Origin of the sequence: Pseudomonas sp. P20 (genome assembly GCF_016463925.1) — a bacterium.
Classification (GTDB): Bacteria; Pseudomonadota; Gammaproteobacteria; order Pseudomonadales; family Pseudomonadaceae; genus Pseudomonas; species Pseudomonas aeruginosa.
Window position 1 is genome coordinate 14,081 of record NZ_JAEMVM010000015.1, and the last position, 17,928, is coordinate 32,008.

The window sequence follows — 17,928 nt, forward strand, 5'->3', positions numbered from 1 at the left end:
CGGCCTTGTGGTTGTTGTCAGAGCGTTCGATAGAAGGGTGGTCACTACGCCAGCGCGTCGGGCACCGGGTTGCGGAAGAAGCTGGTCCGGCAAGCGAGATAGACCGCCCCCAGGCCCAGCCAGCTACAGCCCATGATCAGCGCGTCTTTATCCAGGCTGACCAGCATCCACCCGGCCGTGACCAGGCCAACGAGCGGGCAGAGCACCCCGCGCAACAAGCCCGCCCCGTCTCCGAGGCGGGTATCGAAGGAGAGCCGCAACGCGCAAAGGTTGACTGCGCTGAAGGCGAGAAACGCGCCGAAATTGACCAGGGACGTCGCGGTGGCGATCGTCAGGGCAAAACCCGCGCAGCCGAAAATGCCGCAGAGCAGAATGTTGAAGGCCGGGGTCTTGTAGCGAGGATGCAGGACACCGAACAGCTTGCGCGGCAGTTGGTTGTCCCGCCCCAGGGCGTACAGCAGCCGGCCCACGCTGGCCTGGAACGACATGCCTGCGGCGAAGTGGGCGATGATGATCCCCGCCAGGACCACGGCGAAGAACAGGTCGCCGCCGATCATGCGGGCGATCTCGAAGGCGGCGCCGTCCACATGCTCGAAGGCGGGGGAGGGGTGCGCCAGGTACATGAAGTACGACGAGCCGACGTAGACCGAACCGCCGATCAATGCGACCAGCAGGATCGCGCGCGGCAGTGTCCGGCCCGGGTCGCGGGTCTCCTCGCTGAGCGTGGACAGCGCGTCGAAGCCCAGGAACGAGTACGCGGCAATGGCAGCGCCGGCCATGCTGGTGGCGAAGGACACGTCCGGGTTGAAGAACGGCTTGGCCGACAGCAGCCCGCCAGGGCCGTTGGCCGCGACGATGTAGTGCACGCACAGGCCGATGAACACGACGATGATGGCCAGTTGCGCGACCATCAACAGCACGTTGAAGCGGTTGGCGACCTGGATGCCCAGGATATTAAGCAGCGAGGTGGAGACGATGAAGCCGATGATCCACACCCATTGCGGCACCTCTGGAAAGGCCATGTTGAGGTAGCTGGCGCCGAGCAGCCAGATCAGCATCGGGATGAAGAAGTAATCGAGCAGGGCGGCCCAGCCCACCATGAAGCCGAGGTTCGCGCTCAGCATCTTGCGAGTATAGGTGTAGGCCGAACCGGCGACCGGGAACACCCTGACCAGCCGGCCATAGCTCAAGGCCGTGAACACCACGCCGATTGCCGCGATCAGGTAGGCCACCGCAGTGGTGTTGCCGCTGGCCTGCGTGATCACGCCATAGGTGCCGAACACGATCAACGGAGCGAGGAACGCCAGACCGAACAGCAGAACGGAAAACGGACCCAGCGTGCGCTTCAATGAAGCGCCGGCGATTGATTCGCTCATGACGGGCCTCCTTCACGCTACGTAGTGGTAAGCGGCGGCGACGATTTCACGGTAGGTTTCCACCGTCATTTGCTTGGCATTGCTGCCGTCGGAGAAATTCTTCTTCGACTTTTCGGCGATGCTCAGGAAGTCTTCCTCGCGCACGCCTTTCACCTCGGCGAAGCGGGGGATGCCCAGGTCCTTGCTCATCTGGAACAGGTAGCCAACGGCGGCCTCGGCGGCCTCGGCCGGCGAGAGGTTGGGGTCGATACCCAATGCGTAGGCGACCTGCGCGTGGCGGGTGATGTCGGCGTCGCGGTTATGGCCGAACACGAAGGGCAGGAAGATCGCGTTGCCCACGCCGTGTGGCGTGTCGTACATGCCACCGATGGCTTCGGAAATGCAGTGCACGCTGCCGACGTCCGCGTTACCGAAGGCCATGCCGGCGATCAGGCTGGCCACCAGCATTTGCTCGCGTGCATGCAGGTTGCCCGGCTCCAGTACGGCGGGCCTGAGGTATTGGCTGATCAGGCGGATGGCATGCAGCGCCAGCCCGTCGCTGATCGGATTCGACACACGGCAGGTGTAGGCTTCGATGGCGTGGGTGAGGGCATCCATGCCGGTTGCGGCGGCAATCGATGCAGGCAGCGTGTCGAGAATGCGGGAGTCGAGCAATGCCAGAACGGGGCCCACCCGGTAATCCTGGACGCTCATCTTGAAATGCCGGGCGGTATCGGTGATCACCGAGAAACAGGTCACTTCGCTGCCGGTTCCGGCGGTGGTCGGGATGGCGACGATAGGCGGGATGGCGTGCCTGAGGGTGAAAGAGCCCTCGTAGTCTTCGATCCGACCCTCGTGGGTCAGCAGCAGGCTGATCGCCTTGGCCGCGTCCATCGCGCTGCCGCCGCCGATGGCCAGCAGGCCTTGGATACCTTTGCCGCGATACAGCTGCGCCGCCTGGTTGATGTCTTCGCTGCGAGGGTTTGCCTTGACGTCCGATATCTCGTCGAACGCGATCTCCCACTCATTCAGGCTGGCATACACGCCATTCAACAGGCCTGCGGCCTTTACCCCGGCGTCCGTCACGATCAGCACATGCGCCATGCCGAGTTCCCGCAGGTATTCGCCGGTGCGCTCACGCAGGCCGGGTCCCATCACGACTTTGGCGGGGAGTAAGAACTTGAATTCCATACGTACCTCTTGCTCGATTTTTGTCGTTGTTGAACGGCAGTGGAGGAATTCACGCGCAGGGCGAACCAACGGCTCCGGCGTGTGATGCATGGCTCTGCGGTCGAGAATCAACCGGGAACCTTTTTGTCTTATGTGGGCCTGGATAAGCACGAACTTCGAAAAGCCCCATGCAAGTCCCGAGGTGTAAAAAGAGGGGCGGCACCCACCCGCCCCTGAAGGGATGCTCCGTACTAATGCATTTGGCCTGCGAGCAGGGAAAGCAGCGTTCCTGTCAGGCAGGCGGGGAAGTCATGCCCCATTCCCGGCAACAGCACCAAGCGCGCCCTGGGAATGGCCGCCGCCGTGGCGAAGCCTCCGCTGGTGGCGACCATGAGGTCTTTCTCAGCATGGATGACCAGCGTGTTGCAGCGAATTCGCTGGAGTTCCTGCGTTCGGTCGCCCGAGTTGATGATGGCGCCGATCTGCCTCGCCATCCCGAGGTTGCTCGCTTCCCCGCCGCCTCGCTCCCAGGCTTGCATGGCGTAGTCGCGATGGGCCTGCTCGTCCCATTCCAGCGTCGTACCGACGGAACGCATGATCTCCACATAGTCGCGAACGCTCTCCCGCTGGTTCCGGGGAGGACGCCGGAGAAGCTGCAAGATGGTCTTGAACGCTGGCTGGCCTACTCGCAGCGATCCTGTCGTCGAGAAGATGGACGCCAGGCTCATGACTCGCTGCGGATAACGAGCAGCAAGTGTCTGGGCGATCATGCCGCCCATCGACATCCCTACGACGTGCGCCGCACCCAGGCGCAGGCCATCCATGAGGCCGATCACATCGTCGGCCATGTCGCCCAGGTCATACCCCGCAGTCGGTTTGCGGAAGAACTGTTGCAGGGTCGTGGGCGGGGTGACCTCGGTGAAGAAAGACCTGCCCGAGTCACGGTTGTCCAGCGTGATCACGCGCAGGCCCCGCTCGACCAGGCCGGCGATGAGCGCTTCAGGCCAGTAGATCAATTGCAGCCCCAGGCCGACGATGAGGATGACCGCAGGCGCGGTTTCCGGACCGTGGCTGCGATAGCAGAGGCTACGCTTGCCCGGTAGCTCGCAGAACCGATCCGCAGTCATCGCCCGCCGCCCTGAGTCTGAAGCGCCACGCTTCTGTGCAGGTAGGCGTCAGGCACCGTGCTGAACCGGAGGCATTCGTCGGCGACCTTCCCTCGGCGCAAAAGCTTGATGTCACGGAAGTAATCCATCGACATCACCCAGGGCTCGCGAGGCCCCTGGCGCGGCATGCTATCCAATGCCCGCTGGACATATCCGGCCCCGAAATCCAGCAGGGGACGGGTTTCGACACCATCCGGCGCCTTCGGCTCGCAGACGTTATGGCCCTGGCTGTCCATGAAGCCCAGCAAGCGACAGAAGTGGTCGCACAGCAGGCATACTTTCAGCGTCCAGGATGAGTTGGTATAGCCCACCGCAAAGGCAAAATTGGGTACGCCGGAAAGCATCGTGCCCTTGTACGCCAGCGTCTGGCTCAACACTACCGGCTCGCCATCCTTGTGCAGGGCGATACCGCCGAACAACTGCACGTTCAGACCGGTGGCCGTGATGATGATATCGGCCTTCAGTTCCGTGCCGGACTTGAGCAAGACACCGGACTCGGTAAAGCGCTCGATATGGTCGGTAACGACCGAGGCTTTACCTGCACTGATGGCCTTGAAAAGATCGCCTTCGGGAACCGAGCACAAGCGTTGGTCCCAGGGCTTGTAGGGCGGGTTGAAATGAACGTCGACCGGATAGCCCTTCGGTAATTCTCTACGGGTCAGCCATATGAGCAGCTTGCGGGCGAGCCCGGGGAAGCGCTGGCAGAATCGCCAGAAGACCAGGGTGATCTTGGCATTCTTGTAGCGCGTCAGTGAGTAGGCGGTTTGCGCCGGCAGAATCTTGCGAAGAAAAGCGGCAACGGAATCGTTGGCGGGCTGGTTGACGATATAGGAGGGCGTCCGCTGCAGCATGGTGATGCTGGCGACCTCGTCGGCCATGGCGGGAATCAGGGTCACCGCCGTTGCGCCGCTGCCGATGACCACCACATGCTTGCCCCGATAGTCCAAGCGCTCGGGCCAGTGTTGCGGGTGGATGATTTGCCCCTTGAACTGCTCCGCGCCCTCGAAGCGTGGGCTGAAGCCTTGGTCATAACGGTAGTAGCCGCCTGCGCTGAACAGCCAGCGGCATTCGATGGTGCGGGTTTCTGCCGTGTGGCCGTCCTCGACGCATACTGCCCACAGCCCTTTGTCGCTCTGCCAATTCGCCGAGACCACTTTCTGCCGGTACTGGATGAAGGGGTCCAACTGGTATTCAGCGACGGCTTCTCGCAGGTATTCGAGAATGTCGGCGGCATCCGCCAGAGATTTCGCCTTGGTCCAAGGCTTGAAGTCGAAGCCGAAGGTGTACAGGTCCGAGTCGGAGCGTATGCCGGGATAGCGGAACAGGTCCCAGGTGCCGCCCATTCGCTCCCGGGACTCGAGAATCGCAAACACCTTGTGCGGCTGGTGACGTCGAAGGTAAGCCGCAGCGCCGATGCCAGACACACCGGCTCCTATGATCAGAACATCGAGCGGCTCAATTGGAAGAGCAGTGTGAGAGGACATGTCGCCTCCTATTGTTGTGTTATAGAGACTTGATCTTTTGACTTGATCGTTTGACCAGAATAGGCGCGAGCGAGTTGCTGGTACAAGGTGCGAAATGCACCAGGTTTCCATCGGTTTGGGTTTATTTGCACCTAGGTGCCGCAGCCTGTTCCCGCCAGGCCATGGCGGAAGGCCTGTTGCATGGACGAGAAGCGCACAGTCAACTTGCAGGACTATGAGGGGGAAGGACCGGCGAGATAGCCGCCCAGGATTCCGCTGGAAGCGGAGGCGGGGAGAGGAGAACTAGAAGAGGCGCCGCACCTGAACTGGCAAGAGGCCCGAAGAGCAGGGGCACGGCGAACCGTGTCACCATGCCCCTCTCTAGAGATGCGCCTTCGAAAAGATCAGAAGCTGGCCACCAACAGCTTCACAGCCTGGCAGGCGGCTTCGGTCTCGGCATTCAGCCGCTCCTGGTCACCATGGGCGGACCAGGCGAGAAGCAAGCCATCGAACAGGTTGATGAGCAAGCGACTGACAGTGGCCAGCGCTTCCTGGTCCAGCACCGAGCCAGCGACCTGTTCGATGGCCTGCTTCGTCGCTTCGACGGAATCGGTGTAGATCTTGCTCGCCATAGCGGGGTTGTTACGCAGATTCCAGAAAAACAGCTCGAACTGCGTAGTCGCCAGTTCCGGATGCGTGGTGAACCATCCGACCAACTGGCGCAATATCTCTGCTACCGAGTCTGCCGCCGTGGCTCCCGCCGTAACATGCAGCAAGGACTGCTGTGGCTTGTCTATCAGGGACTCATAGACCGCGTCGAACAATTCGTCCTTGGTGTGGAAGACATAGTGCAGGGAGGCCAATGGAGAATTCGCCGCGGCCGCGATGCGACGGGTAGTGGCATTCGCCACACCATATTCCGCGATCACCTTCACGGCGGCCTCAATAAAGTCTTGCCTGCGCACTTCGGCGCCCACTCGAGCCATTCAGCTTCTCCTTCTTCGGTGTTGCCGCCAGGCGACTGGTCCGCTGTCGACCGGGACGAATGCTAACGCATGGCCGTTCTCCAATCCATGAGTCGACACGCCTGAAGACCAAGGCAGCGACCCTTTGTCTCTCCAGATGTTTCGCTCCGACCGCAGGCGATGCGTAGCCGAAGCGGAACAGGATCGAGCCTGGGCAATCCGCTATCGCCAGCGCGAACCCGCGTAGAGCCGGATCTTGATTCGGCAGGCCTTTCCTGAGCGCCGAGATGCCACGCAGAATTATTAATCGTTTGACTTGATCATATGATCATGTCGTATGATCAAACCTCCTTTCCTCGCCAGGCGCAAGGAGAGGGCGGTCTGACCGCATGAGAGTGAACGCTCATGGGCTGAGGCTGATTGCGGAGGCCCTGCAGAACAATGACAACACCACACAGGTAGGCATCAGATGAGTACGCGAAGATTGACGACAGTCAGCTGCGACACCCCGATCGAGCAGGTAGTGGAAATCATCAGGCGTGATGGCGCTGTCGCTATTTGCAACTTCGTCTCGGAAGAAACCTTGAAGTCTCTTACCGAGGACCTGGACAGCTATCTGGGCGTTACCCCCTGCGGCATGGACCCTTACTTCGCCGGCACCCAGACTCGACGTACCGCGCGGATCCTGGCGAAAAGCGACTCCGCCGTGGAAGTGGCACTGAACCCCCTGTTCCTCGAGACGGCAAAGCAGGTATTGCAGACTCCCACCCATGTCTGGGTAGGGAACGATCGGGTCGAGATCACGCCCGATATCCAACTGAGCATGACCCAGGCCATACAGATCGGGCCTGGACAAGGTCTTCAACCCCTGCATCGCGACGATGCCACTTCGCTCTGGCGGCATCCGCAGTATGGTCGCGAGGCTCGCTTGCAGCTCATGCTGGCGATTACCGACTTCACCGAAGAGAACGGCGCGACGCGGGTCATTCCTGGCAGTCATCAATGGGATGACGAACGGATGCCCACCCAGGAAGAAACCATCGGCGCAGAAATGAAGGCAGGCACTGCGCTTCTCTGGCTGGGATCGGTATATCACGGCGGTGGCGCCAACAGATCCGACGCTCCTCGCACAGGCCTGACCATGGCCTACGACCTGGCCTTCCTGCGCCTGGAAGAAAACCACTTCCTTTCCATACCCGTCGAGCGCGTTCGGCAACTCCCCGCGCAAATGCAGCGTCTGCTGGGGTGGAGTGCCAGTTCCACGCTACTGGGATGGGTGGAGATCGATGGTCAGATGCGTGACCCGCAAGAGCTGCTGGGCATGCCCTCCTTTTCCGAGGCAGGGAAGGGGTTCTAGCGGCACTGCCATGGATCGGCCCATGAGAGGAACAACGTCCGGCAACCCGGGAGTGATGTGAATGAATGCCTTCAACGGAGCGGCACGCAACAATGCCGAACCCATGAGATTCCGCAGCCTTGGCGGATGGGTGGAGCAGCCAGACGACCTGCAGCCGGCGCTGAAAGGCCACGAGCACGCAGACGTAGTCGTGGTCGGCGCCGGGTTCGCCGGCCTGTCAACGGCGCTGGAACTAAGGGCGCGTGGAGCGAACGTCATCGTTCTGGAACAGCAGTTCGCAGGCTTCGGGGCCAGCGGGCGCAATGCCGGCTATCTGCTCGGCAGCATGGGCATAGAATGCGAGGTTTTCGTCAAGCGAGTGGGGCTTGAGCAGGCACGTAAGTTCGTCGGTTTCTATGACGAGGCCGTCACCTATGTGGAAGAGCGTTTGGCTGCGCTGGACATCGATTGCGATTACACGCCCTCGGGAATCATCCGGGCCGCCGTCCATCCCAGCCAGGAAAAGCGACTGCGAGCGAACATGGAGCTTGGCCACGCGCTGGGCTCTGTCACGCGCTTCGTGGATAGCGCCGAGATGCGCGCGCGAGGCATACCGCCCGCATTCCTGTTTGGCAGCGAGCAGCGTGGCGGCACCTTGAATCCGGGAAAGTACGTCAACGGCCTGCGTCGTGCGGCAATCAAGGCTGGCGTGAAATTGTACGAACGCACGCCGGTGCTTTCCTACTGTGAAGGGCAGGTGATTACCTGCAATACGGCCCAGGGTATCGCCACCGCCCCTGTAATGGTTCTGGCGACCAACGCCTACACGCCTCAGCTGGGAGTGCTACGCAACAAGGTTGCACCGATCCGGGTTTCGGCAATCGAAACCCAGCCGCTATCGGCGGAGCAACTGGCGTCCCTGGGTTGGCAAGAGCGTGAAGGCCTCATTACGCCGCACTACACCATGGAAAGTCATCGCCTGACGGCCCATGACACCCTGCTGCTGACCGTGAAGCAATTGGGTTATGCCTACGGCTCGAAGACACCCAATGTTCCGGACCACGCCGCCTACGCCGCGTTGTCGAGAGTGTTGCGCGAGCGTTTTCCTTCCTTGCAGGGCCTTGCCATTCGGCATTGCTGGAGCGGGTATATCAGCGGGGCCTACGACTTCCTCCCCGTGGTCGGGGTGACAGGGGCCAGGCAGAACATCTTCTATACGGCGGGATGTTCAGGGCATGGCCTTGCCACTCAATCGCTCATGGGCGCGCTTTTCGCCGAGCGAATCGGCGGTGGAGAGCCTCCGCTGCTAGCGGCGCTGGAACACAAGACGCCATCCATGCTACCCGAGCCACTTCAATGGTGCGCCATAAAGACGGCCTTTGCGGCCGCCAGGCTACTGGATGCATGGACCGACAAGAAAGTGCGCAAAGACAAAGCCTTGAACGGCTGATAACGATGCGGGGAGTTAATGGGGTTATGCCCGTACTCCCTTGCACCGATTAGACACAAGGCATCGATACAACTCTATCTGAAGGGGCAGTTAACGTGGAACCGAGAGACTTGTTCGCTCTGCTCTCATGTATTCTCCTGGTGATTTCCGGATTGTTTTATGGCGCTGCATTCATCAGGCGGAAAAACTATTTGCTTGGCCTGGAGTTCTTGATCGTAGGTATCTCGGCATCGAACTTCACTACATTCATAGCCACCGGCTGGCAAGCCAACTACAACATCGCGATCTTTCTCGACGCCTTTTCGCGAGGGGTGGGAGTGCCAGTTATCGCTACGCTCGGGCTAATGGCAGTTACCCACGATTACAAACCGTCGCCCGCCAAGGACATCCTCATTTTTGTAGCTGGCTTTGCCGCTACCGGCGTCTATTTCCTGTCTGGAATCATCGAGGGATTCCTCCCTTATTTCTATGTATTCATGTGGTCAGCCTATACCTTGTATCTTTGCTACTTCACCTTGCAACTGGCCCGTGCAGGCGAAGCCCTCCATACTCTGGCCACCATCGCTGGCGGGCTGGCGGGCCTGGTAGTAGCGCTCAGATATGACTTCTTCCCGATTCCGGGAGACGACACGAAGATGGTCTTCATGACCATGGCCTTCCTGGCTTGGTCCTATTCCATGGTGCAGTTGTACTATGCCTATGGTGCGCTGGAGCGTTCGAACAAGGTATACGGCCAAGCGTTTCCTCGTCCACGATAAACAATACGGCGCGACAAGTTTTTCTTTCTGACCCGATAACCTGGCAGAACTGTTCTGCTGTAACTCCATGGCAGGCCCTGGCCCTGCCTTTTACCGCCCTTCGGGGCGGTTTTTTTTGCAGGCATTACATCCGCTATAGTCCCGCTCCGCCGCGGAGCGTGCATTGTCGGATAAAGTTGCTCGATTCATGACCGGTCATATCCAATCGCTCCCTCTGACCCGAGGCGAAACGACAATTAAAAATGCCCGAGCCGATATCTACGAAAGTTCCCCTCAAGCTCTCTTGTGCCCTGTTACCAAGCATCTCCAGGTAACACATGTTTCTTTACTTCCCAAGGTGGTGCACAGGGCACTGGGCCTGGAACAGAACTTTTTCCATAACCGCCTGATTTATAACAATTAAAAAAACATGAAAGAGAACTGGCATATGGTTTGCCTCATGATCGTCCGACATGGTCAATTGATCAGGTCAAATGATCATTATCGACAGGAGCCGACTTCATCCCCTTGGGAGGTCGAGCAACCGGTCCATGCCCTGTGTGAGGAGCCATCCAATGAAAGATGTAACTGAACGGCTGGAAGGTGAAGCGCCCACCCGTCGTGTTTTCCAGCAGCAGTTGTTCATGACCCTCGCGGTATCGACCGTGCTCTGTTCGGTCCAGGCTGCGCCCCAGGGCCCCGAGGCGCTGGGGTCGAAACTGACCCCCTTGGGCGGGGAGATCGCAGCGAGTGCAAGCGGGGATATTCCTGCCTGGACGCAGCCTGGACAGCAGGACGAGGGATGGAGCTACGGCCAGGTGCGAGGAGAGCACTGGAAGTTCAAGGGCGACAAGCCGCTCTACAGCATCGACGCGAACAATCTCGCGCAACACTCGAGCAAGCTGTCCCCCGGACAGGTCGAGCTGTTCAAGAGGATTCCCGGCTATCGCATGGATGTGTATCCGACCCGTCGGACCTGTAGCGCTCCGGACTTCGTGGTCGAGAACACCCGGCAGAACGTTGGTTTCGCCAAGCTCGATGCTGCCGGCCTCGCTCTGGACGAGGCTCACGTTCCGGGCATCCCGTTCCCCATGCCGAGTACCGGTGCCGAGGTGATGTGGAACATGAAGATGCGCTACCGCGGCGTTGGCGTCGAAATTCCCCGGACCATTTCCGGAATTTCTCCACGCAAGGGGGGGGAATGGTTACGTCAGTCGACAGATACCTTCTTCTTCACGCCCTGGGGGAAAAAGGGGAGTGCGCTCTTCTCGTCAGTTGGCCGCCTGGAGAATGCGACCTTCTTCAACTACCTCGAGCCGGCTGCTCTGGCCGGCCAGTCCGCGGTACAGACTGCCGTGGCCGGCGAACAGGCCACGACCTTCTACTACTTCCCCGGCCAGCGCCGCGTGCGGCGAATGCCGTCGTACTCCTACGATGCGCCACAGATCGGCCTGGATAACCAGTACACCGTCGACGAGGCGAACGTCTTCTTCGGCACCATGGACCGTTTCGACTGGAAGCTGATCGGCAAGCAGGAGTTGCTGGTGCCTTACAACGATTTCGGTGCCTACGACACTGGCGCCAAGGTGGAGACGTTTGCCGGCAACGACTCGATCGCGCCGCAGTCGCGTCGCTATGAGCTGCATCGGGTCTGGGTCGTCGAGGCCAATGTCCGTCAAGGCATGCGCCATCAGGCGCCGAAGCGCATGTTCTACATCGACGAGGACAGCTGGAACCCGTTGCTGGCGGTGGACTACGACAAGCAAGGGCAGATCTGGAAAGTGCGCGAAGGGTTCTCGATTCCCGTGTACGAGACAGGCGCCTGCGACGTCCAGGCCCAGGTCCAGTACAACCTGGCGGATGGCCGCTACCTCTTCGACATGACCTCGATCGGTGCGGGCAAGAACGATATTCGCTGGCTCACCGAAGACAACGGCTCCCCCCGCCTGAAGCGTGACTTCTTCACCTCCGACAATCTGCGAGCCATCAGCGAGCGCTAACCGACGCCAGATCGAGAGCCAGCATGAAAAAAATAATTACGAAAGCCTCAGGCCTTGTCATCGCGTGCACAACCCCACTGGCAATGGGATTCACGTTCGAAACCGAAACCCTCAATGGCTCCTTCGACTCCACGATCACCGCAGGCATGGGTCTGCGTACCGAGTCACGGGGCTGCAACCTGATCAACCAGGGACCGACCGGGCACAACGCGCCCTCCGGCTGCCTGGCGCAGAGCTCCGGCGTGGCCGACCAGGGCGACCTGAACTACGACCGCGGCGACATGTTCACCAACTACCTCAAGGGCACCCATGAGCTGTTGCTGAAGATGCCCGAGGACATCACCTTCATGGCGCGCGGCACCTGGATCCGCGACTTCGCTGCCACCGATACCACCGGCACGCTGTCGTTCAACACCCCGGAGAGCGTCGGCAGCAACGGGCTGAGCGACGACGCTCGCGACGACCTCGCGTTCAAGGCCCGCCTGCTGGACCTGTGGGTGAGCAAAGGCTTCGACGTGGGCGGGCAGCGGGTCCGCGCACGCCTGGGCAACCAGGTGATCAACTGGGGCGAAAGCCTGTTCGTGGCCGGTGGCATCAACAATACCAACGCCTACGATTACCAGGCCTTGGCGCGCCCCGGCGTGCAGCTCAAGGAGGCCGTGCTGCCGGCGCCGATGCTCAGTGTCGCGTCGGGCCTGGGCTCGGGTGTCAACGTCGAGGCCTACTATCAATTCCGCTGGAACAAGAGCGAATTGCCGCCGGTAGGCAGCTACTGGTCCACCACCAACGCGCTGGGTGAGGGCAGGGGGGACTATGGATTCTCCGAAAAGGACGCCCGCGACAGCGGCCAGTGGGGCCTTTCGCTGCGCTGGCAGCCGGAGGACAGCGACGTCGCCTATGGCTTCTACGTGATGCGTTATCACGACAAGTTGCCATCGTTGCGTGTCGCCATTCTCGACCCGAACACCTTCGCGGCGGCACCGACCTGGGAGTACCAGGAAGACCGGATGATGTACGGCATCAGTGCCAACATGCCGATCGGTGACTGGGCCGTCGGTACGGAGCTGTCGTACCGGCCGAAGGACTCGGTCATGCTCAACCCGGTCATCGACCTGTGTACCGGCAACGGCGGCAAATGCTGGAAGGACGAGAAGAAATTCCAGTGGCACCTGACCGGCTTGTACAGCTTCACGCCGTCCAATTCCCCGACGCTTCTGGATTTCAGCGGGGCCAGCACGGGCAGCTTGCTGACCGAACTGGTGGTCATCAAGTACCCGGGGCTGCATGACGAGGTCAATGGCGAACCGCTCGCCGCGGGACTCAATGCCTGGCAGCTGGATCCTGCCAGAGCGCCGAAGTCCCGTGGCGACAAGACCTCTTCAGGGATCAACCTGGACTTCAGCCTGACCTATGACGGCACCTTGTTGCCGGGCTGGCAGGTCACGCCGGGCGTCTTCTATGCACGGTCGCTGGGAGGACGGACACCGAACCTCAGCGCAACCTTCACCGAGGACGCGAGCAGCATGAACCTGTACCTGAACTTCGTGCGGAACCCGGCCAGTTGGCAGATTTCCCTCAACTACGCGAAGTTCATGGGCGGTGAGACGCCCTACGACCAGCTTTATCGTGACCGCGATTATGTCGGCATCGCGATCTCCCGCACCTTGTGAGGCTTGCCGTGAACGGTTCTGTAAAGCTACCTGAGGCCCCGACACGTGGCCTGTTGTCATATGTCGAAGGTGTGTTGTTCAGGCATCGCCGGCTGGTGCTGGCGAGCCTGGCGGTATTCACGCTGATCATGGGCTGGTTCGCCGTACAGCTGCGCATGGATGCCGGCTTCGAAAAGCAATTGCCGGTAGGCCACGAATACATCGAGACATTCGAGGCCTACCGCAATGACCTGCTGGGGGCGAACCGACTGACCATCGTGGTCAAGGCCCGAGAGGGCGATATCTGGAGCGCCCCGGGCCTGAAGCGGCTGTATGACGTCACCCAGGCGGTGACCTTCCTCCCGGGAGTATCGCGCAGCAGCGTGCGCTCCCTGTGGACGCCCAACGCCTTCGTCAACGAAATCACCGAGGAAGGTTTTCGTGCTGATCCGCTGGTACCCGGAACGGTTTCTCCCGAGCACCTGGATGACCGGATCATCGCGAAGATCGCCAATTCCACTGCCCAGGGCGGCTTCATCGGTACGCTGGTTTCCCGGGACCAGAGCAGCGCGATGATCACGGTGGAACTCAACGAGTACGATAGCCAGGGCGCCCATCTGGACTACGTAACCTTCAACCATCGGCTGGAGAAAGAGATCCGCCAGCGCTTCGAAGACGGCGATTTCGAAATCCAGATCATCGGTTTCGCCAAGCAGATCGGCGACATCGCCGACAGAGCTTCAGCCGTGCTGGAGTTCTGTTTGCTGGCGTTGCTGCTGACGGCGGGGGCGGTGTACTGGTATTGCCACTCGCTGCGTTTCACCTTGCTGGCGTTGGTCTGTTCGCTGGCCTCGCTGGTCTGGCAGTTCGGCAGCCTGCGCCTGTTGGGCTACGGGCTCGATCCGCTGGCAGTGCTGGTGCCCTTCCTGGTGTTCGCCATCGGGGTTTCCCATGGCGTGCAGCAAATCAACTTCATCGTGCGCGAGATCGCCATCGGCAAGAGCGCCGAAGAGGCGGCACGCTCGAGCTTCACCGGGTTGCTGGTTCCCGGGACGCTGGCGCTGGTGACCGCGCTGGTTTCCTTCGTGACGCTGCTGTTGATCCCGATCCCGATGGTGCGGGAACTGGCGATCACGGCTTCGCTTGGCGTGGCCTACAAGATCGTCACCAACCTGGTGATGCTGCCGTTGATGGCGTCGTTGCTGCGCGTCGACGACAAGTACGCAGCCGCCCAGGAGGTTTCCCGGCAGCGTCGCAGCCGTTGGCTGCGGGGCCTGGCCCGGCTCGCCGAGCCACGCAAGGCGCAGTGGGTGCTCGGCGCAGCCTTGGCGGTGTTCCTGGCGGCGATCTGGCAAAGCCATGACCGCGTCGTCGGCACGCTGCAGGCGGGTGCGCCGGAGTTGCGCGAGGACTCGCGCTTCAATCGCGACGCGGTCTCCATCGCCAGCAACTACGACATTGGCCTGGACTGGCTCAGCGTGGTGTTCGAAGTCGACAAGGCTCCTTCCGAGGTGGCCTGCGAGGATGTTGCCCTGGGCCAGTACCAGGATCGTTTCGTGTGGGCCATGCAGGGGGTGCCCGGCGTCCTCTCGGTCGCGTCCTTTTCCACCACCATGCGTCAGTTCAACGAGGGCTACAACGAAGGCAACCCGAAGATGGCGGCGGTGCCCATCGACCCGATGAACTACGCCGCGCTGGCCACCGAGGTTGCGCGAACCCCCGGGCTGATGCGCACCGATTGCAGCATGTCGGCCGTGCACCTGTACCTTGCCGATCACAAGGCCACGACCATCAACCGAGTGGTGGACGCCGCCAAGGCCTTCCGCAGCGAGTATCCGATGTCAGGCATTTCGATTCGCCTCGCCTCCGGCAACGCCGGCGTCCTGGCAGCGATCAACGAAGAGGTGGAGAAGAGCGAAACCCCCATGCTGCTTTACGTCTATGCCGCCATCGCCTTGCTGGTGTTCGTGGTCTATCGCGACTTGCGGGCAGTCCTGGTGTGTTGCCTGCCGCTGACCATCGGCACCTTCATTGGCTACTGGTTCATGAAGGAGCTGCAGATCGGCCTGACCATCGCCACCTTGCCAGTGATGGTGCTGGCAGTGGGCATTGGCGTCGATTACGCCTTCTACATCTACAACCGCCTGCAACTGCACCTGGCCCATGGCCAGACGATCACCAAGGCGGTGGAGTACGCGCTGCTCGAGGTGGGCGTCGCCACCATTTTCACCGCCATCACCCTGGCCGTTGGCGTGGCCACCTGGGCCTTCTCGGAGCTCAAGTTCCAGGCCGACATGGGCAAGCTGCTGGCCTTCATGTTCGTCGTCAACATGGTCATGGCCATGACCGTGCTGCCGGCCTTCGCCGTATGGCTGGAGCGGGCGTTCCCGCGCAAACGTCCCGTGCGCATGATCGGCGCGCTGGTGCACTGAGGAGAGAAGCATGAAGTTCAGGGTTTCATTCACCGCGGCCTTGCTCGCAGCAGGATTGCCGCTGATGTCTCTCCAGGCCGCGCCGTTGCAGACCGTGCCGGCCGTGCAGGCGGGCAATGCCACGCAGGCCACCATGCTGGCCGCCGGCTGGGCCGGAGAGCGGGTGGTTGCCGTGGGCGACCACGGTGTCGTGTTGTTGTCCGACGACCAGGGCAGGCAGTGGCGCCAGGCACGCTCGGTCCCACTATCCACGCCATTGACGGGTGTGTCCTTCGTGGATGCCAGGCACGGCTGGGCGGTGGGTCACTGGGGGGCGATCCTGTCCACCGCCGACGGCGGGGAATCCTGGCAGGTCCAGCGCCTGTCGAGCGAAGAAGACCGGCCGCTGTTCGCCGTGCATTTTTTCGATGCCCGGCAGGGCGTTGCGGTAGGGCTCTGGTCGTTGGTGCTGACCACCGAGGATGGCGGCAAGACATGGACGGAGCAGCCGTTGCAAGCGCCTCCAGGAGCCAAGCGGGTCGACCTCAACCTGATGGGGCTGTTTGCCGACAACCACGGCACCCTGTACGCCACGGCCGAGCATGGGCAGGTGCTGCGCTCCGACGACCAGGGGAAGAACTGGCGTTACCTGGATACCGGCTATGAGGGCACCCTGTGGTCTGGCGCGGTGCTGGCCGATGGGCGTCTGCTGCTGGGTGGTCAGCGTGGCACCCTGTTGCAGGGCTCTGCCGATGGCAAGGCTTTTCGCAGAGTGCCGACGCAAGGCAAGGGCTCGGTCACATCCATAGCAGTGGCTGGCGCTCGGGTATTGGCGGTCGGGCTTGACGGACTGAAGGTACGGAGCAGGGATGGTGGAAACAGTTTCCAGGAAGCACCGTCGGCTGACGGCCTTTCGCTGACGGCGGCACTGTTCAACGCCGACGGCACGCCGCTGCTGTTTTCACGTCGCGGAGTAATGCCCCGCCAGGAATGAAAGTGTTCACCGGCCTCTTTGCTTGTCCGGGGACGCGGTTGGGCCTGGCGCCTTCGGGGCCAGGCCGGCCAGCGTGGAAGGCTTCTAGAGCTGGAGATAGTCGGCCAGGTCTGCGTAGTTATGTTGCCACAGGCCTGGGCTGCCATTGGGGTACTGGGAGCGGAAGCCGAGGATCTTCTGAACGCGCGGAGCAAGCGTTCTGACCAGTTCGAGCGGCACGATCAACGGGTAGGCCTCTTCAGGCGTGATGATCGAAGCCTGCATCGGGATGGTCAGCCCGCGACGGTAGAAGTCAGCGGTCACGTTGGCCCCGCCGCCATGAACGACTTTCCCGCCGAACAGCACGGCATCTCCTGCTTTCAACAGGGCAGGGATCGTCATTTCTGGGGTTCCTACATCGTCGAAGTCATCCCAGTCCTGGCTCCCGGGGATCAAGCGCGTGGCACCGTTTTCCTCGGTGAAATCGGTCAGCGCCAGCATCAGGTTGGTGATGGTGCGCGGCGCATGTTTATTCATGGCCACGAACGGTTGGTACTGCGCCATGTCGCGGTGCAGCATTTGCGCTTTGTTGCCTGGGCCGATCTCGATCAACTGGGCCGTGGTCAGCCACCAATCACCGCACTCCGCGGCGTAGAGCACGTTCCCCAGGTCGTGAAAGAGGTCGTCATCGAGGATCTCCTCGCGAAAGGTCTTGCTGTGGGTGACGAGGTTGGTGAGCCGTTTGGTCTGGCGGCCATGGAACTCGGCGATCAGCTCGTGCTGGTGCTTGGAGCCGGCCTCGAGCGCGGCCAGGGGAGCGTCCAGTTCGTTGTTGATCCGTGCGACTTGTTCGGGGGTCATGAAGTTGCGGATGATCACCGCACCTGCCTGGTCGCTCAGCAGTGCAATCTCTTGCGCTGGAGTCGAGCGGGTTACGACGGGCAGGCTGAAGGTATCGCGAGAGGCTGACATTGAAAGAACTCCGGATTGAAGGAACGGTTGGCGCAGGCGGGTCGCTGCCCGGGCAACGGGCACCGGCGAACAAGCCCGCTTGCCACTGCGCTAAACCCCAAAAAAAGAACATGGAGCGTCACGGCGCCTCCTTGTATTTTTTTGTTCAGGCAGTGAGTTCATGCTAGGTTTCCCCCAACCTTGCGCCAAGGTACGAACTGCACCATTTCCTCTGTGATTTTTGAGTGTTTTGCACCGCCCATGACCAGTACGCCATCCTCCTGGCCACGCCCATCGGAAGC

13 protein-coding genes are annotated in these 17,928 nt (G+C 61.2%); 7 read left to right on the forward strand and 6 right to left on the reverse strand.

Annotated elements, in window-relative coordinates; genetic code table 11:
• Positions 1 to 44: 44 nt before the first annotated feature.
• The 5 genes from JHD77_RS20330 to JHD77_RS20350 form a co-directional block, all read right to left on the reverse strand.
• A complete protein-coding gene (locus JHD77_RS20330; RefSeq protein WP_003158801.1) occupies positions 45 to 1,376 on the reverse strand; it encodes an APC family permease in 1,332 nt (443 codons plus the stop codon).
• A gap of 12 nt (positions 1,377 to 1,388) precedes the next feature.
• The gene (locus JHD77_RS20335; protein ID WP_003089170.1) at positions 1,389 to 2,546 is read right to left on the reverse strand and encodes an iron-containing alcohol dehydrogenase; all 1,158 of its coding nucleotides are present in this window, start codon (positions 2,544 to 2,546) and stop codon (positions 1,389 to 1,391) included.
• Positions 2,547 to 2,776: 230 nt separating this feature from the next.
• Complete coding sequence (locus tag JHD77_RS20340; protein WP_003144183.1) at positions 2,777 to 3,652, reverse strand: alpha/beta fold hydrolase; 876 nt, start codon at positions 3,650 to 3,652, stop codon at positions 2,777 to 2,779.
• Positions 3,649 to 5,175 carry a flavin-containing monooxygenase gene (locus JHD77_RS20345; protein WP_004349748.1) on the reverse strand — a complete coding sequence of 509 codons (1,527 nt, stop codon included), beginning with the start codon at positions 5,173 to 5,175 and terminating at the stop codon, positions 3,649 to 3,651. Before JHD77_RS20345 ends, JHD77_RS20340 begins: the two co-directional genes overlap by 4 nt.
• Positions 5,176 to 5,558: 383 nt before the next feature.
• Positions 5,559 to 6,140: a TetR/AcrR family transcriptional regulator gene (locus JHD77_RS20350; RefSeq protein WP_003122773.1), complete on the reverse strand. Its 582-nt coding sequence runs from the start codon at positions 6,138 to 6,140 to the stop codon at positions 5,559 to 5,561.
• Between the two features lie 448 nt (positions 6,141 to 6,588).
• On the opposite strand from JHD77_RS20350, the gene JHD77_RS20355 reads away from it, so the two are divergent.
• From JHD77_RS20355 to JHD77_RS20385, 7 genes are all read left to right on the forward strand, one after another.
• Complete coding sequence (locus JHD77_RS20355) at positions 6,589 to 7,476, forward strand: phytanoyl-CoA dioxygenase family protein (protein ID WP_023089827.1); 888 nt, start codon at positions 6,589 to 6,591, stop codon at positions 7,474 to 7,476.
• 61 nt (positions 7,477 to 7,537) lie between these two features.
• On the forward strand, positions 7,538 to 8,905 hold the full coding sequence (locus JHD77_RS20360) for an NAD(P)/FAD-dependent oxidoreductase (protein WP_003122771.1): 1,368 nt from the start codon (positions 7,538 to 7,540) through the stop codon (positions 8,903 to 8,905).
• 110 nt (positions 8,906 to 9,015) lie between these two features.
• Complete coding sequence (locus JHD77_RS20365) at positions 9,016 to 9,663, forward strand: hypothetical protein (RefSeq protein WP_003122770.1); 648 nt, start codon at positions 9,016 to 9,018, stop codon at positions 9,661 to 9,663.
• A 554-nt stretch (positions 9,664 to 10,217) separates the two neighbouring features.
• Positions 10,218 to 11,642 carry a DUF1329 domain-containing protein gene (locus JHD77_RS20370; RefSeq protein ID WP_003089182.1) on the forward strand — a complete coding sequence of 475 codons (1,425 nt, stop codon included), beginning with the start codon at positions 10,218 to 10,220 and terminating at the stop codon, positions 11,640 to 11,642.
• 23 nt (positions 11,643 to 11,665) lie between these two features.
• Entirely contained in the window at positions 11,666 to 13,312 is a 1,647-nt protein-coding gene (locus JHD77_RS20375; protein ID WP_003089183.1) for a DUF1302 domain-containing protein, read from the forward strand.
• An 8-nt stretch (positions 13,313 to 13,320) separates the two neighbouring features.
• Positions 13,321 to 15,723, forward strand: coding sequence for an efflux RND transporter permease subunit (locus tag JHD77_RS20380; protein WP_052155813.1), 2,403 nt, complete (start codon positions 13,321 to 13,323; stop codon positions 15,721 to 15,723).
• A gap of 10 nt (positions 15,724 to 15,733) precedes the next feature.
• A complete protein-coding gene (locus JHD77_RS20385) occupies positions 15,734 to 16,696 on the forward strand; it encodes a WD40/YVTN/BNR-like repeat-containing protein (RefSeq protein ID WP_024099933.1) in 963 nt (320 codons plus the stop codon).
• Between the two features lie 84 nt (positions 16,697 to 16,780).
• Here JHD77_RS20385 and JHD77_RS20390 read toward each other — a convergent pair whose 3' ends face one another.
• A complete protein-coding gene (locus JHD77_RS20390) occupies positions 16,781 to 17,647 on the reverse strand; it encodes a phytanoyl-CoA dioxygenase family protein (protein ID WP_003089190.1) in 867 nt (288 codons plus the stop codon).
• Positions 17,648 to 17,928: the final 281 nt, after the last annotated feature.